The organism is Litoreibacter sp. GN1-5 (assembly GCF_055693805.1).
Map to the genome: position 1 here is coordinate 502,347 of NZ_JBVFUP010000001.1, position 26,998 is coordinate 529,344.

Sequence of the window (26,998 nt, forward strand, 5' to 3'; positions counted from 1 at the left end):
CTCTAGCGGGGCATGGATGAGTAAGACTTATACTGTCGGTGAAATTGCCAAGGCGCTTGGCGCAGACGTTCAAGGTGATGCATCCATTGAAGTTGCGCGCGCGGCAGAACCCGGTCTTGCTTCTGCAGATGCAATTGCCCTTGCAATGGACGAGAAATATGCAGGTGATCTTGCCAAAGGTCAGGCGCAAACCGCTATTCTGTGGTCCGGCGCGGATTGGCAGACGCTGGGGTTGAAAGCTGCAATCTTTGTACCACGGCCGCGTTACGCGATGTCAGGGCTGACCAAGTTGATGGATCCCGGCCCCGAGATCGCCTCGGGCATTCATCCATCCGCCATCATCGACCCGTCAGCTCAGATCGGGCAGGGTGCTGCGATCGGGCCTTTCGTTGTGGTAGGCCGGAATGTGCAGATAGGCAAAGACGCGAGGATTGCATCCCATGTCAGTATCGCTGAAGAGGCCAATATCGGCGATGATGCCCTGATCTTACAAGGGGTGCGGATTGGGCACCGGATCACTGTCGGAAACAACTTCATTGCACAGGCGGGGGCTGTGATCGGTGCGGATGGGTTTTCCTTTGTTACGCCAGAGAAAAGCGGCGTGGAAAACGTGCGTCAAAGTCTTGGGGATACGGGGGGGCGAGCCAGCAAAGCTGGACACGTATACATTCGCTTGGTTCGGTAACTATTGGAAATAATGTTGAAATTGGTGCCAACGCGACGGTTGATCGCGGAACGATCCGCGACACGCATATCGGTGATGGAACCAAGCTCGATAATCTTGTGCATATCGGTCACAACGTGCAAATCGGCGATGATTGCTTGCTTTGCGGGCATGTGGGGGTTGCAGGGTCTGTACAGATTGGCAATCGGGTTGTTCTGGGCGGACAATGTGGTGTCAGCGACAATATCTTTATAGGCGATGATGTTGTTGCTGGCGGGGCCTCAAAGATTTACACCAATGTGCCAGCCGGGAGAGCAATTTTGGGAAGCCCTGCGGTCAAGATGGAAACCCATATGGAAATCCAGAAAGCTTTGCGCCGCTTGCCACGATTTATGAAGTCCTTCAAGCAAGGCAATTAGCTGGTGGCAAATCTGGATAATATCTCTTAAGTGGGGACAGGCTGCGACAGCGTCAGGGGAGGCTATGTCAGATAGTGTTCAAAGCAAAATAATCGCCATTATAGCCGAACAGGCTGTTTTGGAGGTTGAGGATGTGAAACCAGACTCCACGCTTGAAGATTTGGGAATCGACAGTCTGGGTCTGGTGGAAAGCATCTTCGCGATAGAAGAAGCTTTCGATATTCAGATCCCTTTTAATGCCAATGATCCGACAGAAGGTGAATTCGACATCACCAGTGTCGCCTCGATTGTCACAGCCGTTCAAGGGCTGATTGCAGAGCAAAAGAGCTGACATGCATCGGGTTGTGATTACCGGACAGGGGACAATCAATGCACTTGGTGTGTCCGTTTCGCAAACGCTGGAGGCTTTCCGGGAAGGGCGCTGCGGTATCGGGGAACTGGACATCCGCGATGTGGACAGGCTGTCGATTAGAATTGGCGGGCAGGTGCGTGACTATGACCCCCAGGCGAAATTCAACCGCCAGCAGATATCACTTTATGATCGTTACACGCAGTTTTCCTTGATCGCTGCCCAAGAGGCGATTGCGCAATCGGGCTTGCGCTTTTCTGGTGAGCTTGCAGCGCAGGCGGGCGTCGTTCTGGGTACTGCTGGGGGTGGTATGAACACGCAGGATGAAAATTACCGCGCTGTCTATGAAGAGGGCAAGAACCGGGTGCATCCGTTCGTTGTTCCTAAATTGATGAACAATGCAGCGGCCAGCCACGTGTCGATGGAGTATAATCTCAAAGGGCCGAGTTTCACCGTGGCAACGGCATGTGCGTCCTCGAACCATGCCATGGGGCAGGCCTTTCAGCTTATCCGCAGCGGCATGTCCAAAGTAATGGTCACGGGCGGTGCTGAATCCATGCTGTGCTTTGGTGGCGTCAAGGCATGGGAAGGGCTGCGCGTCATGTCCAAGGACGCCTGCCGTCCGTTCTCGGCCAATCGCAATGGCATGGTGCAGGGCGAGGGAGCTGCGATCTTCGTATTTGAAGACTATGAGCACGCCAAAGCCCGTGGGGCAGATATTCTGGCCGAAGTGATCGGGTTTGCCATGACCTCGGATGCGGCTGATATCGTCATGCCGTCCAAACAAGGCGCGGCCCGCGCAATCGCCGGGGCTATGCGTGATGCCAAAATCAATAAATCCGAAGTGCGCTATATCAACGCCCATGGCACAGGCACTGCCGCGAATGACAAAACCGAATGCGCGGCTGTCGCCGATGTGTTCGGTCCCCATGCGGACAACCTGATGATTTCATCGACCAAGTCTATGCATGGTCACGTGATCGGTGGCACTGGCGCGATTGAACTTCTGGCCTGTGTGATGGCCGTTAAGGATGGCATCATCGCGCCGACCATAAACTATGAAGAGCCAGACCCGGAATGCGCGCTGGATGTAGTCCCGAACGAGGCACGCGAAGCTAAAGTCCCGGTAGCCCTGTCAAACGCATTTGCTTTCGGTGGAATGAACGCTGTGCTGGCCTTGAAAAGCATCTAAAGCAATTCGGAAAATGCAGGTCAATTTGAAGCCCGCATCCCTTGCGTTCCGCGTTCCCGATAGGGGGTCGTATCATAATGCGCCCGGTAGCATTTTGAGAAATGCGAGGGCGAGGTGAAACCGCAGGCAAGGGCAACGTTGATCACGCTCATATCTGTCTGCATCAGCAGGTTGCGCGCTTTTTGCAAGCGGATTTCCATGTAGTAGCGTTTGGGCGACAGGTTCAGATACCGCCGAAACAGCCGCTCTAACTGGCGTGTGGACATGCCGACATCACTGGCCAGAACGGATGGGCTGATCGGGTCTTCGATGTTTTCTTCCATGATCTGAATAACGCGGCTGAGCTTGGGGTGGCGCACGCCGATGCGGGTCGGGATCGATAAGCGTTGCTGATCCTGATCGGTGCGGATCGATGAATAGATCAGCTGGTCGGCGACCAGATTGGCCAAATCCTGACCATGATCCGTGGCAATCAGCTTGAGCATCATATCGATGGACGATGTCCCCCCCGCTGTAGTGATCCGGTTGCCATCGATCGTGTAGACCGATTTTGTCAGGGTTATGTCTTCGAACTCTTCCACAAAGCTGTCTTGGTTTTCCCAGTGGATCGTCGCGCGTTTTTTATCAAGCAGTCCGGCTTTGGCCATCACATAACTGGCCGTACATAAACCCCCGACACTTACCCCCCGCCGGGCTTCCCGTCTCAGCCAGTTAAGCAATTTCTTGGTCGTTGCGGTTTGTATTTCTATACCACCACATATCAACACGATGTCATCGCGGTTGATTTCCTCTAGGTCCATATCAAGTTTGAATCCGGTCCCCGTTGAGCAATAGGTGGTTTCGCCGCCTTCACCAGCCAGTTTCCAAGTGTAGAGTTGTTTGCCAGATACGCGATTGGCGATCCGAAGGGCCTCGATCGCACAGGAGAAGCTGAGCATTGTGAACTTGTCCAGAAGGACGAAGATGAACCGTTTCCGGTGCGACCCATCAACGTCAATCATCGGTTCCATGTCAGGGGTCTTTTGTGCCACGCGCGCATTCCAGTCTGCTGGACGTGTAGTTTCGTCCATTTCGTAAGCAAATACCCTGAGCATAGAATTCGACATTGGCAAGCCCCCACAGACGACGTTATAGAGACAGCCTGAATAAAATTTGAGACCATTGAATGGAGCAATGACCATGGCACAGACATGGAGCAAGTCGGACTGGAGAGCCAAGCCTCGGATACAGATGCCCGACTATACGGATGAAGCCGCGCTGAACGTCGTCGAGGCGCAGCTGGCCAAATATCCGCCGCTTGTCTTTGCCGGCGAGGCGCGCAAGCTGAAAGCGTCATTGGCTGCCGTATCCCGTGGCGAGGCGTTTTTGTTGCAAGGTGGGGATTGTGCTGAAAGCTTTGCGGAATTTTCCGCAGATACGATCCGCGACACGTTCAAGGTCATGTTACAGATGGCCATGGTGCTGACTTACGGGGCCAAGGTGCCCGTGGTCAAAGTCGGCCGGATGGCCGGACAATTTGCCAAGCCGCGCTCGGCTCCGACAGAGGTGAAGGACGGGTTGGAACTGCCAAGCTATCGCGGCGATATCATCAATGAGTTGGATTTCACCCCGGAAGCCCGAATGCCGAACCCTTCGAAGATGTTGCAGGCCTATACACAGGCAGCGGCATCTCTGAACCTGTTACGCGCCTTCTCGAAGGGCGGTTATGCGGATATTCATCAGGTTCACGCCTGGACATTGGGCTTTACGGAAGGGGAGCGGGCTGAACAATACCGCGATATGGCGAACCGAATTCAGGACAGTCTGGATTTCATGACAGCAGCGGGGCTGACGGCCAAGAATAACGCAGAACTGGCCAGTGTGGATTTCTACACCAGCCACGAGGCGCTTTTGCTGGAATATGAAGAAGCGCTGTGCCGGGTTGATACAACGACGGGGATGCCTTTGGCGGGATCAGGTCATATGATCTGGATCGGTGATCGGACCCGCCAGCCAGATGGCGCGCACGTGGAATTCGCCCGTGGTGTGCAGAACCCGATTGGTCTGAAATGCGGTCCCACCACAACGCCTGACGATCTGAAAGTGTTGATGTCCAAGCTGAACCCCACCAACGAAGCGGGCCGCCTGACGCTGATTGCGCGCTTCGGGGCTGGCAATGTTGGCGAGCATCTGCCGCGCTTGATCAAAACCGTGCAACAGGAAGGGGCCAATGTCGTCTGGACCTGTGATCCGATGCATGGCAACACGATCAAATCCTCGACTGGCTATAAAACACGGCCCTTTGAGAGCGTGTTGCGCGAGGTGCGTGAATTCTTTGCGATCCATAAGTCTGAGGGCACAGTCCCCGGCGGTGTCCATTTCGAGATGACCGGCAAAGACGTGACGGAATGCACCGGCGGTGTCCGGGCTGTCACGGATGAGGATCTGTCGGATAGATACCACACCGCCTGTGACCCGCGCTTGAACGCATCACAATCTTTGGAACTGGCATTTCTGGTTGCGGAAGAGCTGTCCGGCCGCGCCGAAGCCAAACGCGCCGTGCTTTGAATTAGGTGAAGCCCGGGTAAAGGCCTTCTGGCTTTTACTCGGGGCTTTTCAATCTTGCAGGTCTGATTTCACCAGACGAAGATCTGGTTTGCCTTTCGCCCTTGGGGGCTGTGGTGTGAACGGTGCTTGGCCTTCGGCAAAGCCTGCAAGGCGGTCGTTTGGATAAAGCGCATGCACCATTTCGCGGCTGAGTTTGCCTGTGCGGATCGCGGTGACGCGGGTTTCTGTCACAGTGAACCTGCACGGTGTTGCGCTGGCCGCGCCTTCGGGGGCAAGGCAGCCCAAGGCTTTGTCAATATTGCCGAAGTCACTTTTGAGCGGCAATAGCAGCATGCGGGCGCGCATGGGCAGGCCTTGGCTGTTATCCGAGGTCAGGTGATATTCATGAATTTCTGGCGCCTCAAACACACGTTCCAGCGAGGCGCTGAACTCTGCACGCTTGCCCGCCCGAATAAGTGCGCGCAGGGGCATGCCACGTACCTCCATCCCCATCAGGTCATTCAGGTAGTTGCCTGCCAGCCGAAACCGCACCAGACCGGGTTGCTTACGCTCAAGGATGAAGCTGTTTTCCAGAAGTGGAACAATAGCCCTTGGATCAATTTCGGACCGCAAGGGGACAAGCCTGCCTGCACAAAGCTCGCTCCAGTAGGCAAGCATGTCTTTGATCGGAGAAGTGTCCATTGCAGCCTGATAGGTCCATAGTGGCACCACGTTGGCACCCGTGTGGTCTGTGCGTTCCATATTTACCCCTTACGCAGACCCGCGTAGCGCAGAGCCCTGTAGTTGTCGTTACGTTCAGGGTTTGTTAACCCTAACGCGAAATAGTTACTGAAGTGTTAATAAGCACAGTCCGAGGCTTTGGTAAGTTGCAAAAGTATTAAAGGGTTAACGGCATGATAAAATCCATGACGGGCTTTGCTTCTGAGGTCGGGGCGGCGGACGGTTTTACGTGGACCCTGGAAATGCGCGGTGTGAATGCCAAAGGCCTGGACGTGCGTTTGCGTATGCCAGAGCAGCTCAACCCGTCCGAGGCCGAGATACGCGCGAGGCTGCAAAAGCGGTTTCACCGTGGCAGTATCTCTGTATCGCTCCGTGCTGAACATGATGGTGGTGGCACATCCTTTACGGTCAATGAAAAGGCTCTGGATTTCTATCTCAATGCTGCGATTCAGGTTCGGTCGATGGCAAAGAACAAGGGGCTGAAGCTGCCCGCATCTGACGCTGCGGGCTATCTGGCCTTGCGCGGCGTTGTATCCGTTGGCGATGAAAGTATGGCGGAACTTCCGGTCGCGGCTGTGCTAAGCAGCCTTGATGCCGCGGTCGATGCCTTCGATGCAATGCGCCAGTCCGAAGGGCTCGCCTTGGCAGGTATATTGGCGGCACAGTTAGACCAGATTGAAACATTCGTGACACAGGCGGCAGACTTGGCAGAGGCGCGACGAGATCAGGTAGCGCAGACGATGAAAGATAATTTGGCAAGTGTTTTGGCAAACAGCGATGGTGCAGACCCTGACCGCGTAGCCCAAGAGCTGGCGTTATTGGCTGTTAAAGCCGACGTGTCAGAAGAGCTGGATCGATTGCAGGCCCATGTGCTGGCCGCCCGTGATCTGTTGGCACAAGATGGACCCGTCGGGCGCAAGCTTGATTTTCTGATGCAGGAATTCAACCGCGAGGCGAATACGCTGTGTTCCAAATCCGGCTCGACCGATCTGACGCGGGTCGGGCTTGAGTTGAAAGCGATTATCGATCAGATGCGCGAACAAGCTCAGAACGTGGAGTAACCCCATGCAGGTTCGTCGTGGTATCCTGATTATTCTCAGCTCACCTTCGGGGGCGGGGAAGTCGACTTTGGCGCAACGTCTGATTGGTTGGGACGACACGTTAAGTTTCTCGGTTTCAGCCACAACCCGCGCGGCACGTCCGGGTGAGGAAGATGGACGAGAATATTATTTCCGCAGCCGTGAGACCTTCATGGATATGGTGCATAATGGTCAGATGCTGGAACATGCAGAGGTCTTCGGAAATCTTTATGGCTCTCCCAGAGGGCCGGTTGAAGACGCCATAGGGCAGGGGCGAGACGTGATTTTCGACATTGACTGGCAGGGTGGACAGCAGGTGCGCAACTCTGGCCTGGCCGAAGATGTGGTGTCGATCTTCATCTTGCCGCCGTCCATCGAGGAGTTGGAAAAGCGCCTTCGATCCCGCGCGCAGGATAGCGATGAGGTTATCGCGGCCCGGATGCAGAAAAGCCGAGACGAAATCAGTCATTGGGCCGAGTATGATTATTGCCTGATCAATCGGGACATCGACGTAGCAGAGGTCGAGCTGCGGGCGATCCTTGTCGCCGAGCGGCTGAAACGGTCACGCCAGCCGGGGTTGATGGAGCTGGTCCGCGATCTCAATGATGAATTTGAAGGACGCAAGACATGACGATTTACGCGCTTGAGGGGATTGCGCCTACCTTGCCGCAGGATGGGGATTTCTGGATTGCGCCTGATGCCAACCTGATTGGTCAAGTGGTGATAGAAACAGGCGCGTCGGTCTGGTTTGGCGCCACATTGCGCGGCGATAACGAGGCGATCCATCTGGGCGCTGGCAGCAACATTCAGGAAAACTGTGTCCTGCATACCGATATGGGCTCCCCGCTGATCATCGGGGCGAACTGCACCATTGGTCACAAGGCGATGTTGCATGGCTGCGAGATCGGTGAGGGGTCTTTGATCGGGATGGGGGCAACGATCTTGAACGGCGCGAAGATTGGCAAGGGTTGCCTGATTGGGGCAGGGGCCTTGATCACCGAGAATAAGGTGATCCCGGATGGAACCATGGTTTTGGGGGCACCTGGTAAGGTGGTCAAAGAATTGTCGGACCAGATGAAACAGGGCCTCGTTGCGTCGGCTCTGCACTATCAGGACAACATGCGCCGCTTTCGGGATGGGTTAAGTTTAGTACCGTAGCGAGACGGCGCTGTCCGAATGACCGATTTGTGCCGTGCGGCCCATACCATCCAATGCTTCGCGCATCAGTGTGAATTGGACTTCGGACGAATTGACATCGGTGGGCGCGCTGCCATCCAGAACGGCCCAAAGGGACGTGTCGAACCGGATTTTCGGACCAAACCCGCGAATTTGCCAGACACCGCGATCAGACATGACGTGGATTTCGCCGCCTTGGGGCAAGGCTGCTTCCATACACATGATGCCAAGCAAGCCCAGCTTTGCTTCGGTCCGTGTTGGATCGGCGGTCGGCTCCCAACGGATGTTGAGCCGTCCAATTGCGTAACAGTCGGAAATCAGCTTGAGAACTTCGGAGCGGGCCATAACCTGTGATCCGGTGGCAGCGCCAAGTGCGACGCGGAAGAAACGGATGCGGGCGTTTGCGCTGGCAACGCTTTCTTCAATCAGTTTCAATTCCGGGGATTTCGTTGCAGATGACATTGAAAGAAGTTCAAGACCATTGCTGATTGCGCCTAATGGGCTGATAAGGTCATGGCAGATGCGAGACCCTAACAGGGAAGTGGCGTCTTTCAGATCATATGTCATTCTGTCTAATCCAAGAGGTTGTACCATGTTCGAAGATCTCAATGCGTTATTGGAACCCGGGATGATCGTAAAACATCCCGATCAACCCGACTGGGGTTTGGGGCAAGTTCAATCGAACATAGGCGGTAAGGTTACGGTTAATTTTGAGCACTGCGGGAAAATCGTTATTGATGGGTCAAATGTCAGTCTTGTTCGTGTTACTCGCAATGATTGACCAGCAAAGATGGTCAAAATAAGAGCCGTTTGTGATTTAGTAACGTCGTTTTGCAGGCTGAGTTACTAGTTTTTGATCTCTTCGTCACATAACTGTCATAATCCACCAAATTTGCCCCGAATAGGGTTAATATGATTACTCTGGTCAAATCAGGTAAAGAGCAGCCATAAGGATGCATGAGCATTCTAACCACAGAATTTGAACTACGACTTGCGCAAACAGAGCAGGATTTACGTGCGTCCCAACGCTTGCGTTACCGTGTGTTTATAGAAGAGCTTGGCGGGTCAGGTGAGGCTGTTGATCATAGCAACCATCTGGAGCGTGACGCGTTTGATCCTTTTTTTGACCATATGATCCTGATTGATCCGGCCCGTGATGCAGAAAACTTGGACCACGTGGTTGGTGTCTACCGTTTGCTGCGCAGCGACCAGATGCCTGCGATCGGCAGGTTTTATAGTGAGGATGAATATGACCTCGCGCCGCTTCTATCCTCGGGCAAGCGACTGTTGGAACTTGGCCGGTCCTGCGTGCATCCCGAATACCGCGGAGGTGCCGCTTTGTACGAATTATGGCAGGGCTTGGCATCCTATGTGGAGCAACATAACATCGAGCTATTGTTCGGCGTTGCCAGCTTTCCAGGCGTCGATCTGGGCGCTTTGGCGGAACCTTTGTCCCATCTTTATCATGCGCATCTGGCCCCGCCCGAACTTCGCCCACGCTCCAAAACATATCAAAGCATGGATTTGATCGCGCCTGAGCAGATCAACAGGCCGTCTGCGATGAAGGCGACCCCATCACTGATCAAATCCTACCTTCGGCTTGGGGGTAAGGTGGGGGATGGTGCGTTTGTCGACCACACGTTCAATACAATTGATGTATGTATGGTGATTGATGTTGCACGGCTGTCTGCAAAAGATCGCAACCGCTACGCTAAGGCCCCATGACCTGGACCAGTGACACAGAACCACCAGTCGTGCGGATTACACCAGCAGGGTGGGCGCGCATTGTGCTGCGCGGCGTGCCTTTGGTCCTGCTGATCCTGTGCGGCGCGTGCGGTCTGTTCTTGCTGCGCTTGATCGAACGCCCCTTCTATGGTCTTCACCGTCCTTGGACGCCCTATATTGCGCAGATCACATTTCGGAATGTGTTGCGCGTCTTCGGACTTGGTTTCCAGACAGAGGGCACGCCGATACAGAAAAGCGGGGCCGTTGTGGCCAATCATGCGTCCTGGCTGGATATCTTTGTGCTCAATGCGCGTAAGCGGGTTTACTTCGTCTCAAAATCCGAGGTGGCAAGCTGGCCTGTCATTGGTTGGCTTGCAAAAGCATCGGGGACAATGTTCATCAGCCGCATCCCGAAAGAGGCCAAACTACAGGCGCAATTGATGGAAGATCGCCTGAAAGCAGGCCATAAGCTGCTGTTCTTTCCCGAAGGGACCAGCACTGACAGTCTTAGGGTTCTGCTTTTCAAATCAACGCTCTTTGCTGCGTTCTTCACAGACGCTTTGCGCGATATTCTCTACATACAACCTGTTTCGGTGCGCTACATCGCCCCTGACGGTGCTGATCCTCGGTTTTACGGCTGGTGGGGCGATATGGAATTTGGGTCGCATTTTCTCCATGTATTGGCGGCGTCCCCGCAAGGCAGCGTGCGCGTGATTTACCATGCGCCCTTAAAGGTGTCAGATTTTGCAGATCGCAAGGCATTGGCCGCAGCCTGTGAAGCCGTCGTGCGCGAGGGGCATGGACGGCCCTGAGCGACGCACTTGGCCGGTTGCATCTTCCAGGCGAAGCGGATCCCAAGCGCCTCTATGTGGCCGATGATCAAGATCAATCCAATTTGGATCGCGCACGTTAGAGTGAGTTGCGGTAAAGCTAATGCCGACTAAGGAAAAGCAGCATTGTGACGCAAGGGATCCAGCTAACCGGAAAATGTATGTGCGGTGCGGTTCGAATTACCGGCATTGCAAGTGAACCCAAAGTGGCCGCCTGCCATTGCGACATGTGCCGCCGCTGGACGTCTGGGCCGTATTTCGAGGTAACGTGCAAAAACGTAACTTTTGAGGGCGAGGACTCCATAACAAAGATACGGTCTTCCGATTGGGCGGAGCGTGGCTTCTGCAAGAAATGTGGGTCAAATCTGTTTTATCACATCATAGATAGCAACGAATTCCAGATAGCCGCTGGAATACTCGATGATCAGTCAGATTTGCATCTGTCCCTACAGGTTTTCGTTGATAGGAAGCCGACCTTCTACACATTGGCCGACAAGACGGAAACCATGACTGCCGCCGAGGTTTATGCCGCATACGCTCCTCCGCCAGGTCAGAATTGATTGGCGATCAGATCAAACTACTCGACCGGTCATTTGAGCCTGAAGTAAAGCCATTTCCTGATATTGATAACGTCCAGCTTCCCTGAAGCTGGATCAGTCTCACCTTTTTGTTATGCCAGCGGCGCAAGCAGCGCCTTAAGGGTGGCAGCGGGATCTTCTGTTTTCCAGATTCCCTCACCAATAGCAAAGAAATCGGTGGTGGGGGCAAGGGTTTCCACCATCTCGACCGTCAACGCGCCTTCGGCAACGACGGGCAGTTCGATCATTTCGGACCACCATTTAAATATCTCGACATCAGCCGTTTTACCGTCGCCAAGGGCTGTGTCTGTCATCGGACCAAAGGCGATATAATCAGCACCCGCTTCACCAGCGTTCATCCCGTCATGGCGGGAGGTTCCACAAAAGGCACCGACAATCGTGTCCTGTCCCAGTTCTTTGCGCACATGACGCACCGAGCGCGCACCATCAAGCAGGTGAACACCATCAAGGCCCAGACGCTCAGCCATCAAAAAATGACTTTCGATAACCAGCGGGACGTCACGCTTATGGGCCTCTTCACGGATCAGATCAGCGGCGCGCGCGATGCGATCCTCGTCCTTGGTCGCAAGGCTCAGGCGCAGGCAGGCAATGTCTACGGCGTCCATGACATGGGCCAATTGTGCCGGGAACGAGGACAGCTCAAATTCGGGTGGGGTAATCAGATAAATCTGTGGGATGTCCGGCGCGTCCATAGTGGTATTCCTTTTTCTGCTTGTCATAGCGGGCGCGTGCGCGCGTCACAAGACCATTGCAGTGCGCGGGTCAGCCGCTTAAACCCCCGGCAATATTTGAGGAAATGGCAATGTCTGGCACTGATCACTCTGCATCTTCTGACTGGGGCGGCCCGCAACCCGTCGTTGTTCTGGTGGACTCGCAAATGGGCGAAAATATCGGGTTTGCGGCGCGGGCCATGTGGAATTTCGAGCTTGAACATATGCGGCTGGTCAATCCGCGTGATGGCTGGCCAAATTCGAAGGCCGTCGCCACCGCATCGGGCGCGTCACGTGTTCTGGATAAGCTGGGCGTGTACGAGACGACCGCGCAGGCCTTGGGGGATCTGAACTATGTCTTTGCAACCACGGCCCGGTCGCGTGATCTGACCAAATCCGTGATGACGCCAGAACGCGCCATGGCCCATGCACGGCAGTTGCTGGCCGAGGGCCAGAGCGTGGGGGTGCTGTTCGGGCCAGAACGCTCTGGGTTGGAAAATGCAGACATTGCGCAGGCCAACGCAATTATCTCGGTGCCGGTCAATCCCGGTTTTGCATCGCTCAATCTGGCGCAATGCGTGCTGCTGGTGGCCTATGAATGGCGCAGACAGACTGGAGATGACGCGCCCGAGCTGGTCGAGATGGTCAAGACAAAATTTGCCGAAGGGATCGAGATTGAAAAGCTTTACCAGCATTTTGTGCAACGACTGGACGCAGCCGGTTTCTTCTATCCAGAGGATAAAGCGGACAGCATGAAGTTGAACCTGCGCAATATGTTGTCACGTATGCCGATGACACAGGCTGATACTCAGATATTCCACGGAATGCTGCGGCAATTCGTGCGCTGGAAAGAACGCGATGACTGACTTGCCGAGCACACGGTCGCGACATAGGTTGCACGCCAGAGACTGAGGGCAGATATGGCACAGAAACGCAGTATTTTTGAAGAGGTCGAGACGACCGAGAAGGTTCAGGCGGAACCCGGTGCAATTGATCGTGCAAAACGCGGCGGAGCGCGGAGCGCGATCCGCATCTGGTTGATGATCCTGTTTGCGCTGGTTGTGGTGATGATCGCTGTTGGTGGCTTGACGCGCCTGACCGATAGCGGCTTGTCGATCACCGAATGGGCCCCGATCACTGGGGCCATCCCGCCCTTGTCAGAGGCTGCGTGGCTGGCCGAGCTGGAGAAATACCGCGCAATCCCCGAATACCAACTACAAAACAAGGGGATGAGCCTGTCCGAGTTCAAGGTGATTTACTGGTGGGAATGGGGGCACCGCCAGCTTGGCCGTGTCATCGGATTGGTCTGGGCACTGGGGTTTTTCTGGTTCCTGCTGCGCAAGAAAATCCCCACAGGCTGGACCGGACAGCTGTTGCTGTTGGGCGGTTTGGGCGGTTTGCAAGGTGCTATCGGCTGGTGGATGGTGTCGTCTGGGCTGGAAGGCACGATGCTCGATGTCGCGTCCTACAGGCTGGCGGTACATCTGGGACTGGCCTTTGTCATACTTGGCCTGATTGCGTGGTCTGTTATGAAACTGGGCCGCTCTGAGGCTGAGTTGCTGCAAGCCCGTCGTAATGCGGAACCATCGCTCAAGCGTATGGTGTCTGGTTTGCTGCATCTGAGCTATCTGCAAATCATCGTCGGCGCGCTTGTGGCCGGGATCGATGCAGGTCGCACATATACCGATTGGCCGCTGATGGCCGGTGATGTGTTTCCGTCGCTGGCCTTTGAGCATAGCCCCTGGTGGCGTAACTTCTTCGAGTCCGAGGCTTTGGTGCAGTTCAACCACCGCGTCCTTGGCTATCTGCTGTTTGCCTTTGGCCTCTTTGTCTGGCAGCGGTCCCGCCGGTCAGCCAACCGGGCGACCAAGCAAGCCTATGACTGGATGGCAGCGATGCTGTTTGGCCAGCTTGTTCTGGGCATTGGCACGGTGCTTTATGCAGCCCCTTGGCATATTGCCATTATCCACCAGTTCGGCGCAGTGGTGCTTGTGACTTTGATCCTGCGCGCCCGTTTCCTAACAATGTATCCAACGACCCAATCTGTGAGATCATGATGAACGCCTATAATGAATTGATGGCCCATAACCGCACGACACAAGCCTTGGCATCCGTTGCGGGCCGCACGGGATGGGATCAGGAAACGGTTATGCCGGAAGGTGCTGCCGATCTGCGCTCGGAAGAGATGGCAGCGCTGGAAGCGGTTTTGCATGGGCGGCGCACGGATCCGAAGATCGGCGACTGGCTAGAGAATGCCGCGGTAGATGATGATGTTGCCAAGGCAAATCTGCGCCAGATCAGACGCAGCTATATGCGCAGTGTCAAAGTCCCCGAAAAGCTGGCCTCGGACATTGCCCGGCACACCTCAAAAGGGCAGGGCATCTGGGCCAGAGCACGGGCCGAGGATGATTTTGCAAGCTTTGCACCCACCTTGAAACACATGATCGACCTCAAGCGCGAGGAAGCCGCCTGTCTGGCCGATGGCGGTGATCTTTATGACGCTCTGTTGGATGATTACGAACAAGGCATGACCGGCGCAGAATTACAGAACCTGTTTGACCGGATGCGTCCCCGCCTTGTGGCTTTGCGAGAGCGTGTTTTAAACGCAGATGCGCCTGCGCCCTTGGACCACGAATTTGAGGAAGCCGGGCAGCTCGCACTATCTACGAAACTGGCACAAGTATTTGGCTATGACATGACACGGGGCCGGATTGACAAGGCGGTGCATCCTTTCTCAAGCGGGTCCGGGACGGATGTGCGGATCACCACGCGGGTGTCTCCACGTGATCCGTTCAACTGTTTCTATTCCACGATCCACGAGGTGGGTCATGCCTGTTATGAACAGGGCGTGCGACCAGATTTTGCCCTAACCCCGCTGGGATCCGGTGTGTCTATGGGCGTGCATGAAAGTCAAAGTCGGATTTACGAAAACCAGCTTGGTCGGTCCCGCGCCTTTACCGGCTGGCTTTACGGGCAGATGCGCGATCAGTTTGGTGATTTTGGTGTGGCGGACGAGGATGCGTTTTACAAAGTGGTGAACCGCGTTGGGTCAGGCTTCATCCGTACCGAGGCTGACGAAGTCCATTACAACCTACATGTCATGCTGCGCTTTGATCTGGAACGCCAGCTTGTGGAGGGTAAGCTGGAGGTTGATGACCTCGAAGATGCCTGGAACGCCCGGTTTGCCTCAGATTTTGGTGTCAGTGTGGACAAGCCATCAAATGGTGTTTTGCAGGATGTGCATTGGTCCTTCGGCTTGTTCGGGTATTTCCCGACCTACAGCCTTGGCAATGTCTATGCCGGCTGCCTGTATCAATCCTTACGGCAGGCCGTGCCTGCCTTGGACATGCAGCTTGCGACTGGCAATACATCCGCCGCAACAGACTGGCTGCGCGACAGCTTGCAACAACACGGCGGCCTCTATGAGCCCCGCGACGTCATCACCCGCGCCTGTGGCTCTGACCCCACCGAAGAGCCATTGCTGGAATACCTAGAAGCAAAGTTCACGGATTTATACGGCATCTGATTTTGGCATGCTGAGATGGGGCAGGAGATCGAAAAGGCTCTAACGCTGGCCAAGACGGGCCTCATGAAGAAGCGTGACACTACCACCTGCAAGACCAAAAAGCCGCGTCCGACGTCCTGAGAAAAGTTCGCAACATGGTATAACCACAAGGCCCGATGCTTAACCTTGTGGTTGGAGTCGGGTTGGAGTTGCGTGGTTTCACGGCTTCCCAACCTTGTCGGACGCACACTCTGCATTTCGCCGGTGTTCAAAGGTTAATCCAAGGAAATGGGGCATTTAAACCTTAGAGTTGCTAGCTTCGTGTGGACGTTGTGAAGGGTATAAATTATGGCGGACCAACGATTTTATCGTTGACTACCAATTAATTGACAATGTGAGCTTTCCAAGTGCAAGAGGCATGAAGAAGTATCTCGAAGGTGAAGCCGACATTTGGCCATCGTTTTTGGGAGTCGTTCGAAATCACGCACAGCTATAACAAAATATTGTACTCGTTAGGGGCCAATCAACAAATTCTGAAGCCCTGGCATCGGCATTCGAGAAGCTACCAGCCCTCTTGGATGATATTGCGAAGTTTAACCAAGCTACAAAGAGACACCACAGCAATAGCCGGGGAAGCGGGAAGACCACAGGGATGCTTCTGACCATCGTTCGGGTCATCACCCAGCAAGGTCATAGGTCCCGTGTGTTCTTGGGCCGTGAAAGCCACGCCGGGTGCATTCAGATCGGGAATGAACTGTTCCTGATGCTCTGCATGGCCTTTGGGAAGGCCAACGTCACCCGAAACCAGAACGCAGGTACGATCAGCATTCAGTTCCCTGATGGGATCGCGTCGGTCGAAATTCGACCGTTCTCAGACACAAAACAATACGCCTCAATTCAGGGAAGACCTACACCGCCGCCTTTTTTGACGAAGCGGGCAACTACACGAAAGCGGGCTGGGACATGATGTGGACCATCCAGTCCAACATGCGCGGGCCTGAAGGCTGGCATCTTCCAGTCCTTATTCTCAGCAATCCGTTCGGTGCCAGCCATGGGCGGATCGTTTCGACCTTCATGAAGCATGGCATGTTGCGACCATGGACCGACGAAAGTGGACTGCGCTACATCAACATCCACAGCACGCTGAGGGACAACGACCATATCGACCAGACGGCCTATGTTGCCCGTCTGAAACGCGCCTGTATCCCAGCTCAAAACTTCCATGTAGAGGTTGTTGTTGCCAAACCACCGAAACCACCCACCACCGTCAGGCATTGGCGTGAATTCCTTTTCCATCTCAAGCCACTCTTTGACCTTCTCGGTGATCTCGCACATCACATAGCCGTAGAACGGCGTATTTTCGGCGACTAAAATCGGCCGTCCCTTGGGGGTTTTGAACTTTCCCTTTTTGACACTGTTTACGTACCGGATAATCTGTTGCACCGGGTCTTCCTTCGAAGACGGGTTCACAAAATCATCACGCCCAGGCTTTTTGAATTCAAAAACAGTGATCGGATTACTTGCCTCGTTGTCGCCCCTGAATAGAACTGGCCTGTCAAAAACCATCAAATCTGGGCGCTCAGAGGTTCCACCAGAAATTGGTTTGTCTGAGTTCACATAATTCGTAAAATTGAGCCTCTCATCGATAATCCAAAGATTGTGATCCTCATATGCCGTTGCGACCGTGTCTCCTTTGCGAGGAAAAATGATGTCGTGAACTGTGCCCTCGGATGGGTATTTTTGATTGTCCGTAAGCTCAAAACTCTTGCCAAACAGCGTCAGCACATGCTTGCGCAAGGCAATGTAGTGGATGAGATCGTTCCGGCTCGTTTTAGATATTTGATCAAGTATCTTGGGCAAGCCGTCTTTAAGTCCGTCCACATCTGTTTCGCCGAGCATCCGATCGACTTGCTGCCGAATAGCCACCTCTTGGCTAAATTTCTCTTTTTGAAAAACTGTTTCGATTTGCTCCGGCGACGGATTGTACGGCATTGACGAAAGATCAATATCTTCTGCGATTGTGTGGTGCCACGGTGCAGAAGCTTCAACGTAATCCCGAACCTGGGCGCGTTTTTTCTCTTGGCGCGCCGTAATCGTATCTCCCAATGCATCGCGAGCGATATGCGCAGCCGCCTGCTCGATCTCGGTTTGCGAGATTGGATGTAAGAGGTCGTCTCCCTTCGGAAATTCGAAACCACCACGCTCTAGCGACACGTTTGCATCAAGGTATGGACCGAACACATAGGCCTTGACGATATAGTTGCGATCTCGATCATCACCTCTGACTGATCGCTCTTCGAAAAATTCATCCACAAACTCAGGCACAAAGCTGTGAATAGCGGTGTCCGTCACTTCCCGCCGATCTGCAACCAAACTGATTTTGCTCTTCTGATTTCTTGGCGAAAAGAGCTTGAAGACACGAACTTGAAATTTTTGTTCCTTATCGCCCAATCCGAGGGAAATTCCGCCATCTATGAGCTTGATCTCTTGAATCATCGCCGCAAGTTGATTGCTCACGAAGTTGTTTAAAATGATGCGTCCAGTACCATCCTCTTCAGCTATACCGATCTCGGGGCATTGATAGTCTTCGTCGATAAAGTAGGGCAATAGCCGCTCAACGAGTGTTCGCGCTATCGTCGTGATCTTTTTATCTGGAAAGGGGCGCCTAACCTTTCGCATCATCACCCGCGACCCAATTTCCCCATCGGTGCAATCCTCAACAGTTTCATTGACGATGATGTCAGTCTGCTTGCCCATACCGAAGGCGCGCCTTTTGAGGCCGCCTTTACCTAGAAATACGCTTTCTATGGTAAGGTCGTCGAAGTATTTGAGGCAGGTAAAACGCCCGAAACCTTTCCCGCCTTGGGCAATCTTGTGATCTGAGTAAAGCGTATCGAACGAATTTCTGTTCTCGTCATCGAAACCGATTCCGTTGTCGACAACAGTGAAGCTTTCGACTGGCGGCTGTCCGCCTTCTAGCTCCTGCTGGCTCGTACGCTGTACAAGGATGTCGACTCGCCCGTCCTCACGTGATCCAGCCTCAATCGCCTGGATAGCATTCACGACCGTTTCAACAAGTGGCGTGTAAACATTGGTTCCTGAACGAATATTCTCGACGGCTCGTTTAACATTGATGTTACTCATAGCCTGATCTCCGCATCAGGATTTCCGGAGGCAAGCGCATTCATGTAGGCTAGGCAAAGTTCGCACGAGCGATACGTGCCGCCATAAGCTGCCTTCTCTTCGCGTTCGACGATCGGGAAGGTTGAGTAGATGTAGCGGATGTCGTCGCGATCAGTGATGCCGTAGAGGTGGAAGAAGACGGCATCGAGTTTGGCACGTAGCACAAGGCGGCGCTCTTCGTCCCAAACATAGGGCGGCTTCACGTCTCCGGCCTCGTCCACATAACCCATATCTCGGGCGAAGCGGGCCATGTCGTGGGAAGTATAGGTCAGTTCTAGGACTGCTTCCCTCACAACTTCAGAAGCAGCTTTGGGGCCAAAACGCGTATCACTGAACCTATAAGGTGGGATTACCGGGAGTTGTTCTAGAATGTAGAAGCTGACATGCGTTGATTGTATTTTCTGCCGCAAAACGTAATCGACAATAATAGAATTCAAGTTTCCTAGGAGTAAGAATAGGTTCTGGTCCGTAGAAAGTAGTAGCGGCAATGGGTGCGCGAACCCGGCTTCCGGTGCAAAACTAGCAATCATTGTTCGCACATCTGTGGCTCGTGCTATATCGCGAAAACACAGATACGGTATCGGTTGGGAAAGCTCTGTCTTTGAAGCGAGGACCCAGTATGCGGGGCTTGGTGAGAAGGCAGGATCAGACTTTGATTCAACCGCACTACGCTCTGACCCCATCATGCTAGATAAATTACCTTCCAGCCTAGTTACGCCTCCAAACCGATGATCGAATTGATGAATCATTCTTGCCTGAATGAGGGGAACCCAACGCCCTTCAGGATTTTCCCAATGATTATGTTCGATCTGATAAGCGCCCTCGTCTTCCTCAAGTTCAATTCTTGTTCGGAACAACTCGGAATCTGATGTCATATTTAAGTTTTGACGGTAGGTTACGTCCCATATTTTAACTTCAGCACCAGACGACCTGTCGATCAATACAGGAGCAGCATCGTAAATCCTTGTCGTTAACTCAGCATCCCGACGATGTCTGAAAATAGGAGCTGTCCCCGTATTTGGGTTCACACGAGAAAAATCTTCAGGCCGGAGCGTGAAGCAAACTTCAGGATCGGAAAGTGCAGACACACTATTCAGAAAAAAGGCGCATTTGGCTTCATGATCGGTAGGAAAGGGGCTAGCGATAAATGCACAAAACTTGAACGAAGCATGGACATGAGGGAAAAAGACTTTCCGGTTCTCAAAGTCATACAACGTCTTAAGCCTACCTTGGGTCGCCACTTCTTTGAAAAAGACAGACGAGCTTTTATCTGATGCAATACCGGACGGCACGAGAAGCCCGACAAAACCATCTCGCATTGCAATCTGGAAAGCGCGCTCAACGAAAAGCTTGTAAAGATTTAGTTTTCCGGAGGTAAGTTTTTCGTAGATGCCAGACTTCCGGGCGATCCTTGCTCCTGCGTTCACCCGCTCACTAGCTTTTTGAAAGTCTTGCCAAAGTGGATCGTTGGCTTCACTCAGTGCCTTGATCTTCGCCTTACGCTTTGCTCCACTTTCCTCATTCGAGATTTCAGGTCGACGAGTGGAAAACCAATTTAGTTCCTCAAATTCAAACACGTCCCACGGTGGGTTACCGATCACGGCATGAAACCCGCCAGTCAATGTCTCCTCTTCCCAATTCGACCAGATACCAGGAAAAGCCACTTGCCAGTTTAAGAAATTTTCTTCTGCGATAAGGGTGCGGGCCTGTTTGAGAATTTCGGCGAACCGCTGTCCCTCCTCGCGCTTGGTCTTTGGACCTTTCTTGCCCATGGCGATATCGAGTGGGTCGCCGAACTGGCCGTCAAAGAATATTTTGATAGCGGCCTTCTGTTTTTTGTCCTTGATGTCGAGCCATTCGAGCGCGTGGATCAGCTTCAACAGAGCATCAAGCGGCGCGGTCATATCCTCAATTTCGGCAAACACATCGGCGGAACGATGCGCTTCGGCGATCTCAGCATCAGTCAGCCCTTCGACGATCTGCATCTTGGATGCCGCCCGCAGAGCACGCTTCATCGGCTCATGAAGTAAGAGCGGCGTACCGTAGGTCGCCGCTTTGTCGATGCCCTGTTTCACCCAAGAACCGAACAGGCTGTCCCCGCAACGAAGATGGTGATCGAGGAAGGACAGCGGAGCACCTACGGTGAACGTGTGCAGCCAAAGCGCCACCTTGGCGAGCTCCACAGCCATGGGGTTCTTGTCCACGCCATAGATGCAGCGCTTCAGTACCATACGGCGGATGATGTGGCGGTCGTCAAGTTGTTCCTCGTCGATCGTCCAGTTGCGCTCATCGGCATTGGCAAGGATCGTGTTCCGGATCGTGTCGATCCGCTCGCCGAGCGGCGAGATGTAGTCGCCCCAGTCCTCTGGCGCTTCGAGCTCCGCCTCAGCCATTGCTGCGATCACCTGGTCAGCCATGAAGTCTACAAGGCTCACAAGGAAGTGGCCGGAGCCCATGGCAGGATCGCAGATTTTTAGTTCGAGAAGCGCAGTTGCAGGATCAAGGCGCTTGAGCTGGCCGATCTTGCGATGGTCTGCGAGGTCGCCTTGGCCCAGCTCTTCGATCTTATCCAAAAACCCACGCCTGCGTTCTGCAACAAGTGGCTCAAGAGTCTCCGTTAGGATGAGCTGTACAAGGTCATCGGGGGTGTAAAAGCTGCCCGATCCCTTGCGCGCGAAAATGTTCGGTTGAATGGTGATCTCGTCGCCGTCGCGCGCTACCTCGTATTCGAGAAGCCGCTCATAGATCGAACCAAGTTGCTGCACCGAGAGATTGCGGTAGTTGATATATTTTCGGCCGTCTGGGGTGTTTTCGAAAGACAGAGCATCGATCACACGCGCCATAACCGCATCGGAGATACGGATGTTTGTCAGGATCGAGTGACGTTCCTGATCGAAGAGCCCGCCATTGTAAGGAGGCAAGCCTATCGAAGCGTCCCCTTGGTCGATCGCCATGAATAGATCGGCCATTGCGCCCCAGTAGCGTGAGGCCGTCTCTGAGAAAACATCGCCCTTGTCTTTGCGCTCTTTGACATCGAGGCGCACCTTGTTGCGCAGTCCGTAATCATCATAGCGGGCATCTTTGACCGGCAAGAGGTCGCGGTCTTCAGCGTAAAGAATGAATAAGAGACGGTAGAGCAGGATCAAAGCCGCCTCACGCACCTTCTGCAGATTGGCCTCGGGAGAGGCCTGCGCGATGGCGCGCACCAAAATGGGAAACACTTCCCCAAAGACCTTATTGGATAGGTCTTCAGCAACGCGCTCTTCGTAGAACTTCCCCTCTTCAAGGGCTTTTTCATGAAATGTGCGAGGTTCAGCGCCTGCAAGAACAAACGCTTCACGCCTGAAGATCAGGTAAAACACCTTCAGCCAATGGCGACGATCTTCTACATCAAGGGCGAAAAGACCGTCATTGTGCCCAGGCAAATCGAGGATCGCAGCGATGTTGAGCTCGAAGAACTGCTCGGAAACAGATCGCGCCCCTGAGAAATAGAGCCGCCATTTTGAGCCGTTGGTCAGAATTCCCCAACGAAGCGTACCGCTGGTTACGTCATCAATGCGGCGCAAGTAACGCAACATCTGCGTCGATGGGGCGGTTTCCTCTCCGCGCCTGCCAGATCGTCGATCAAGGGGGCGCGCCCACCTCTTGGATTCGACGACGGCACGGCCAAACTCGTAGCGCTTCCACTCTTCAGAAAAGCTATTTGCCTTCGCCTTTTTCTCCGCACTTTCGAAGAGCAATCCATCAGGCACGTCTTCACGGCCTTTCGGGGAAAGATTTTGCTGGCGAAGGGACTCTGTCCAGCCAAGCGCTTCAAGAATTGGCCAGATCAGATCGTCTTCAGTCTGGCTCTCGTTCGGGGTTTGGGAAATTGGAAATAGTTCAAAATGAGCTCGAATACTATCTTCAAAGTGATCAAGATCAGCTTCACCAAGCGCGTTCCATTCCGAAATATCCTGAATGGTCTCGGTCAAAAAGTCGGAAGTAAATAGACTGCCCTGGCTTGCGATTTCACTGCTCAACTCACGATTTCCTCAATGTTTTTGGTACCCTAGCAGTCGACAACACACGATGCACTCGCAAAACAGTTCCTCTGATACCTAGAGCTGTCAATGAGCGTAATTTCGTAACGCCGACATGGACGCTGCACCGACAGCGAAAGGCTGCTTTTCGTTTCCTATTCAGACTTCTAGACCACAGCCAAGGCAGCAAGTTCATAAATGTCAGCGGCTGGAAAGATTTCTTTACCCTCTATAGCCTCCCTGGCCGCAGCGACATCAGGAACGAACAGCACAACGGCCAAATCTTTCACTGCACGTGAACAACACACATAAAACAGTCGTCGTGTCCTTCCTAACACTGAGTCTGTTCCTTCTTGGAGATGTTTCCGGTCGGTGTCTGAAAGCGGCGCGATGCCGAAGTACTTTCCGTAGGAAAACAGGTTGTAGTCGCCTTCCTCGTCATCGAGGACAATCAACACTCGTTCGAACTCCGCGCCCTTGATACCCTGTTGGGTGGCAAAAGGTGATTGATCCTCTATGTATTGACGATAGCCCCAGAGTTCTGACGCTCTGCAATTCAGAAATGCATTTACAGCTGCTTCTTCAGTACCCACTTCCAGTTCATCCAGAGCTTCAACAGTGTTTGCGAGATAGGTAGCGAACCGGTCATCGAGACTTACCAAGTTGCACTCGTTCAAAAATGCAAGCACCTGCCGGATGGTGACGTCACTTCCCGGCTGAAGCATTTCGACTAAGCACGGCACGTCTTTACGTAGTCTATTAATCAGCTCTGGGATGTCCTGGTCCGCAATACGGTCCTTGCCGAGCAGCGGGCAGTACCCACGCAACAAGGAGATGACCTCAAAATCCGCTTTTTCTTCCGCGGCGCTGACTAGTGGGAGCATGAACGTCATGAAGGGCCTCAAAACCCATGCGGTACCATCCAGTAGCCCATCTTTCAGATTGGCTGGTGCCTGATCATTGAGTGCCGAGTAAAGATTGGGAAATCCGAGACGTTTTGCAGCCATGCGGTGAACAAGGACAAGTACCCGCGCATCGGCAGCGGCATCGTCGCTTTGCCAAAGCGGATCGTCGTTTGCCGTCGCAAGCCATTGCCGCACCTGCGCCAGACGCTCGGTTCTATGATCATCGGATGGAAAAATGAACAGTCGAGCTGAGCCTTCGACCGCTTCAAGATTCCCATTTCGTTCAATCATTCGGCCGCGAGTTTGCTGAAGTCCATCGTCTTCAGCACGAATTTTGTTAATCAACGTAAGGACACTTGTAGGGCATCGGAAATTTTCTGGCTTTGTTATCTCGTTCCAGCCACCAGCCAACTCAATTGGTCCAGCACCAGTTGTATAGATTTTCTGCATCGGATCGCCGAAGAAACCCAAGCAAAAGCGTGCGCCCACAGTTTCAGCTATCTGCCTTAGAGCAGCAACGAAGATCGGACTAGTATCCTGGCTCTCGTCAACGAAAATGAACGGAAACCGATTGGCAACGAGTGTTCGCAGTAGAGGCCGTTCCTCGATCAATGCCGGGCCAATCTTCAGGATATCGTCATGACCCAATACGCCATTGGCATAATCGCTGCCGGTGCCGTACTTAAACCGGCTTACGTCCGCGAGCGCCTGACTCTGACGTTGATAGCGTTCCAAATCTCGAGCCAAGTTTTCGCGAGTGTTAGCGCGCGTCCTCGGGTTGTCCAAGCGCTCCTGTGCTTTGGCAATCTTTTCTTCAATACGCCCTTCCACCCAAAGCTTCAGATCTTGCTGAAACGGACTTACAATCGTCCAGAGAAAGCTATGAATTGTCGAGACGTGGAACAGGCTGTCATTGCCCACGTCACCCCATATTTCACCAACCGCAATGTCCGTATAAGTTATGCAAGCGATCTGTTGGCCTCGTCTTCGTAATTCGGCTGCGCGAGTCGTTGAAAGGTGAGCAAGCGCCTTCACGAGAGACGTCGTCTTCCCAGAACCCGCTCCTGCCACCATCACGAAGTTTGTCAACGGTTGCTGATCGAGGCATTCGCGCAGCTTCCGGTCGGCATCCGTATCCGGCTGCCCGATACGATTGGTCATGCAGCCACTCCTTCTTCGCCCTCAACTTGCGGCAAAGTTGGCGTGATTTCGTCCGCCAGCCAATGAAGCCCTTCGGCTATATAACGTGGCACAATCCACGTTTGAGGGTCCTGCGCGAGAAGCGCCAGCGCGAAGTCAGTTTTGTTGAAGCTGGATCCCTTGATCCGCTTGTGCAAGCGCTCAGCGAGTTGGTCGATCGTTAGACCGTCGCCCCCACGTATGCGCAGCTTGAGGTCGGCGCGCGCTACATCCTGACACCAATCCAAATTTTCAAGCGCGAGCGCCTCTTCAAGTGTGCGACCCGCCATCAACTGGTGTTCGGCGGACCAGTTGACGTCAACAACGGTCTGATATGTTATGCGCACCAAAGCATTACCGTTCTCGGCACGGGTCTGAGTCCTTTGATCGTCTGTGGCACCCAATAATTCTGCAATCGTTGTGCGCGCGGGCAACCATTGGATAAGTGTCTGGTTGGACGTTACAGCATCCGCAACATGCACCATACAGGTGCTTCCCGGACCACCTTCTTCCTGATCATCATGCGGCCCTTCCTCTTCAACCGCCGCATCATCGATGCCAGCTCTTACACTGTCGATATCCGTGACGATGAGCGCGGTTATTCCCAGAAACTCGATCAACGTGCGAAACCGATGACCGAAGGCTCCGCCAATTTCTAGTATGCTCAGATAAGCGGACTGGAGACGGGGCTCAGCCATTTCGATCATCTGTGGCAACAACAGCCGCTCCACATTGCCTTCCACCAACACTGCGGCATCTGCGAAGAACAAATCACAGTGCGTAAGCTTCAGATATCTCTCTAGAAAGTCTCGAGTTGGATTGGCTGTCTGATCATAAAACGCTGACAAATTGAGCACATCTGAAGATTGACCCGCCGCCGTTGTGTTTCGCCGAAAATAACGGATCGGTCGAAATCCGCGCTCATAAAGGATGTGCGGCGAATGTGTGGTGACTACCAGCTGGCTTGAATGGTTTTCGCGCTCTTCGCCTTCCACGGCAAGGATATCGAAGACCTTGCGGATAAACACTTGCTGAAGTTGCGCGTGAAGATGTGCTTCCGGTTCTTCCACGAAAACGAGATGAAGCGGAGGCCTGTTTTCTTCTATGTCCATCCATTGGGCATGAAGATCGAGGAGTTCGACCACCATGTAGATAAGATTCTTGAAACCCAGCCCGTTGTAGCGGTCTGGAAGTGTCGGAGGATCAATGCCTTCTTCGGGATCGCCGAGTGCGTAATGAACGCGCGCGCCATCATGACTGCTCATAATCGTCGCTGGGTTAAGCGCCGACTTAATCAATAGCCGTGGATTGGAAAGTCCAGGATATCCAAGGGTACTGAGTCGACTCAATGTTGGTTCGAACACGCGTTGAAGGTGGTCATTGAGCATAGCCTCAGAATCCGCCAGTGCACGAATCGCATCAAAGTCGTCGCCGCGCTTCTCCAGATTTCTGTCATAAAATCGGCTCAAGCATCGCGAAAGCTCTTCCACGCGACTGCCTGCCGCGGCATCTGCAAGATGACGTTGCGCATGCAAAAAATCGACACGCAGTAGCGAACTCAAAATGTCCTTCCCGCTTCGCCCCTTGTCAGGAGTCAACAGGAGCGGCGTGTAACCGGCGGCTTCATTGAATTCCGCATCAAATTGCGCATGATCCAAGACATAATATCGCAGCTCATATTCCAGTTTCAGATTGGCCGCCAAATAGTCATGTAGCGTTCTCGGTTCTGGATGATAGTCGGCCTCGCCGTTCGCACCCGGGCGAATGTTGGCGCGCGCTCTTTCTCGGGCCTCGCTGAAATTGGCAAGAAGTGAGGCCGCATCGATTGGCGCGAACTCGACGCGGATGCCGACAAGGTTTCCTTCCCAGGCGAGACTTGGCAACAGATTGACAACGCGATGAAGATCTTGAGCTTGAACATGAAACCAAAGGTCGAGCGATATGGTTGGGAGATTTGCACCGTCCACACCCTCGCCGAAGGCGTTCATCTCTGCCCATGATTCAGCGCTGAAATCATGTACCGAGAACCGTTCACGAGAGGCAGCCATAAAAAGTTGGAGAGCGGCCGAAGCCGAGGTCTTTCCGCTATTGTTTGCTCCAACGAAAATAGAGAGATCAGACGCCAAGTTAATCTGCACATCTTTAAGACGTCGAAAGTTTCGAATTCGCAAAGTATCGATGTGCATTGTTTTTG

The 26,998-nt window shown here is 53.6% G+C and carries 21 protein-coding genes and 1 pseudogene; 14 read left to right on the forward strand and 8 right to left on the reverse strand.

The genetic code is table 11. The annotated features are described in order from the left end of the window. Positions 1-16: 16 nt before the first annotated feature. From lpxD to ACZ1HF_RS02585, 3 genes and pseudogenes are all read left to right on the forward strand, one after another. Positions 17-1,083, forward strand: a pseudogene (gene lpxD, locus ACZ1HF_RS02575) (UDP-3-O-(3-hydroxymyristoyl)glucosamine N-acyltransferase). 64 nt (positions 1,084-1,147) lie between these two features. Further along, positions 1,148-1,414, forward strand: coding sequence for an acyl carrier protein (locus ACZ1HF_RS02580; RefSeq protein ID WP_472656040.1), 267 nt, complete (start codon positions 1,148-1,150; stop codon positions 1,412-1,414). 1 nt (position 1,415) lies between these two features. Continuing rightward, a complete protein-coding gene (locus tag ACZ1HF_RS02585) occupies positions 1,416-2,624 on the forward strand; it encodes a beta-ketoacyl-[acyl-carrier-protein] synthase family protein (protein WP_472656041.1) in 1,209 nt (402 codons plus the stop codon). A 20-nt stretch (positions 2,625-2,644) separates the two neighbouring features. Here the strand turns inward: ACZ1HF_RS02585 and ACZ1HF_RS02590 are convergent, their stop codons facing one another. Continuing rightward, positions 2,645-3,634: a GlxA family transcriptional regulator gene (locus ACZ1HF_RS02590; RefSeq protein WP_472658964.1), complete on the reverse strand. Its 990-nt coding sequence runs from the start codon at positions 3,632-3,634 to the stop codon at positions 2,645-2,647. 169 nt (positions 3,635-3,803) lie between these two features. Here ACZ1HF_RS02590 and ACZ1HF_RS02595 point away from each other — a divergent pair, with 169 nt between their 5' ends. Next, a complete protein-coding gene (locus ACZ1HF_RS02595) occupies positions 3,804-5,171 on the forward strand; it encodes a class II 3-deoxy-7-phosphoheptulonate synthase (RefSeq protein WP_472656042.1) in 1,368 nt (455 codons plus the stop codon). Between the two features lie 48 nt (positions 5,172-5,219). Here ACZ1HF_RS02595 and ACZ1HF_RS02600 read toward each other — a convergent pair whose 3' ends face one another. After that, the gene (locus ACZ1HF_RS02600; RefSeq protein ID WP_472656043.1) at positions 5,220-5,912 is read right to left on the reverse strand and encodes a PAS domain-containing protein; all 693 of its coding nucleotides are present in this window, start codon (positions 5,910-5,912) and stop codon (positions 5,220-5,222) included. 164 nt (positions 5,913-6,076) lie between these two features. Between ACZ1HF_RS02600 and ACZ1HF_RS02605 the strand changes: the two genes are divergently transcribed. From ACZ1HF_RS02605 to ACZ1HF_RS02615, 3 genes are read left to right on the forward strand one after another with little or no spacing between them, the layout of a single operon-like run. Next, positions 6,077-6,952: a YicC/YloC family endoribonuclease gene (locus ACZ1HF_RS02605; RefSeq protein WP_472656044.1), complete on the forward strand. Its 876-nt coding sequence runs from the start codon at positions 6,077-6,079 to the stop codon at positions 6,950-6,952. A 4-nt stretch (positions 6,953-6,956) separates the two neighbouring features. Then, positions 6,957-7,601 carry a guanylate kinase gene (gmk, locus tag ACZ1HF_RS02610; protein ID WP_472656045.1) on the forward strand — a complete coding sequence of 215 codons (645 nt, stop codon included), beginning with the start codon at positions 6,957-6,959 and terminating at the stop codon, positions 7,599-7,601. After that, a complete protein-coding gene (locus ACZ1HF_RS02615) occupies positions 7,598-8,128 on the forward strand; it encodes a gamma carbonic anhydrase family protein (protein WP_472656046.1) in 531 nt (176 codons plus the stop codon). Before gmk ends, ACZ1HF_RS02615 begins: the two co-directional genes overlap by 4 nt. Here the strand turns inward: ACZ1HF_RS02615 and ACZ1HF_RS02620 are convergent. Then, complete coding sequence (locus tag ACZ1HF_RS02620) at positions 8,117-8,713, reverse strand: histidine phosphotransferase family protein (protein WP_472656047.1); 597 nt, start codon at positions 8,711-8,713, stop codon at positions 8,117-8,119. The two genes, ACZ1HF_RS02615 and ACZ1HF_RS02620, sit on opposite strands and share 12 nt — an antisense overlap. 25 nt (positions 8,714-8,738) lie before the next feature. Here ACZ1HF_RS02620 and ACZ1HF_RS02625 point away from each other — a divergent pair, with 25 nt between their 5' ends. From ACZ1HF_RS02625 to ACZ1HF_RS02640, 4 genes are all read left to right on the forward strand, one after another. Next, positions 8,739-8,927 carry a DUF3553 domain-containing protein gene (locus tag ACZ1HF_RS02625; RefSeq protein ID WP_472656048.1) on the forward strand — a complete coding sequence of 63 codons (189 nt, stop codon included), beginning with the start codon at positions 8,739-8,741 and terminating at the stop codon, positions 8,925-8,927. A 176-nt stretch (positions 8,928-9,103) separates the two neighbouring features. Further along, positions 9,104-9,871 carry an L-ornithine N(alpha)-acyltransferase gene (gene olsB / locus ACZ1HF_RS02630; protein WP_472656049.1) on the forward strand — a complete coding sequence of 256 codons (768 nt, stop codon included), beginning with the start codon at positions 9,104-9,106 and terminating at the stop codon, positions 9,869-9,871. Further along, a complete protein-coding gene (olsA, locus tag ACZ1HF_RS02635) occupies positions 9,868-10,683 on the forward strand; it encodes a lyso-ornithine lipid O-acyltransferase (protein ID WP_472656050.1) in 816 nt (271 codons plus the stop codon). Before olsB ends, olsA begins: the two co-directional genes overlap by 4 nt. Before the next feature lie 146 nt (positions 10,684-10,829). Next, a complete protein-coding gene (locus ACZ1HF_RS02640) occupies positions 10,830-11,261 on the forward strand; it encodes a GFA family protein (RefSeq protein WP_472656051.1) in 432 nt (143 codons plus the stop codon). A gap of 110 nt (positions 11,262-11,371) precedes the next feature. Here the strand turns inward: ACZ1HF_RS02640 and ACZ1HF_RS02645 are convergent, their stop codons facing one another. Then, positions 11,372-11,992: a thiamine phosphate synthase gene (locus ACZ1HF_RS02645; RefSeq protein ID WP_472656052.1), complete on the reverse strand. Its 621-nt coding sequence runs from the start codon at positions 11,990-11,992 to the stop codon at positions 11,372-11,374. Positions 11,993-12,102: 110 nt separating this feature from the next. Between ACZ1HF_RS02645 and ACZ1HF_RS02650 the strand changes: the two genes are divergently transcribed. From ACZ1HF_RS02650 to ACZ1HF_RS02660, 3 genes are read left to right on the forward strand one after another with little or no spacing between them, the layout of a single operon-like run. Continuing rightward, the gene (locus tag ACZ1HF_RS02650; protein WP_472656053.1) at positions 12,103-12,876 is read left to right on the forward strand and encodes an RNA methyltransferase; all 774 of its coding nucleotides are present in this window, start codon (positions 12,103-12,105) and stop codon (positions 12,874-12,876) included. A gap of 54 nt (positions 12,877-12,930) precedes the next feature. Further along, positions 12,931-14,067, forward strand: a complete 1,137-nt coding sequence (ctaA, locus tag ACZ1HF_RS02655) for a heme A synthase (protein WP_472656054.1) — start codon at positions 12,931-12,933, stop codon at positions 14,065-14,067. After that, entirely contained in the window at positions 14,067-15,536 is a 1,470-nt protein-coding gene (locus ACZ1HF_RS02660) for a carboxypeptidase M32 (RefSeq protein WP_472658965.1), read from the forward strand. The genes ctaA and ACZ1HF_RS02660 overlap by 1 nt, the downstream gene beginning before the upstream one ends. Positions 15,537-16,412: 876 nt before the next feature. Here ACZ1HF_RS02660 and ACZ1HF_RS02665 read toward each other — a convergent pair. From ACZ1HF_RS02665 to ACZ1HF_RS02680, 4 genes are all read right to left on the reverse strand, one after another. Beyond that, positions 16,413-18,659 (reverse strand): ATP-binding protein, encoded by a 2,247-nt coding sequence (locus ACZ1HF_RS02665; RefSeq protein ID WP_472656055.1) that lies wholly within the window; start codon positions 18,657-18,659, stop codon positions 16,413-16,415. Beyond that, positions 18,656-22,720: an Eco57I restriction-modification methylase domain-containing protein gene (locus ACZ1HF_RS02670; RefSeq protein ID WP_472656056.1), complete on the reverse strand. Its 4,065-nt coding sequence runs from the start codon at positions 22,718-22,720 to the stop codon at positions 18,656-18,658. The genes ACZ1HF_RS02665 and ACZ1HF_RS02670 overlap by 4 nt, the downstream gene beginning before the upstream one ends. A gap of 167 nt (positions 22,721-22,887) precedes the next feature. Continuing rightward, the gene (locus ACZ1HF_RS02675; protein ID WP_472656057.1) at positions 22,888-24,786 is read right to left on the reverse strand and encodes a UvrD-helicase domain-containing protein; all 1,899 of its coding nucleotides are present in this window, start codon (positions 24,784-24,786) and stop codon (positions 22,888-22,890) included. Next, complete coding sequence (locus tag ACZ1HF_RS02680) at positions 24,783-26,990, reverse strand: ATP-dependent nuclease (protein ID WP_472656058.1); 2,208 nt, start codon at positions 26,988-26,990, stop codon at positions 24,783-24,785. Before ACZ1HF_RS02680 ends, ACZ1HF_RS02675 begins: the two co-directional genes overlap by 4 nt. Positions 26,991-26,998 lie beyond the last annotated feature (8 nt).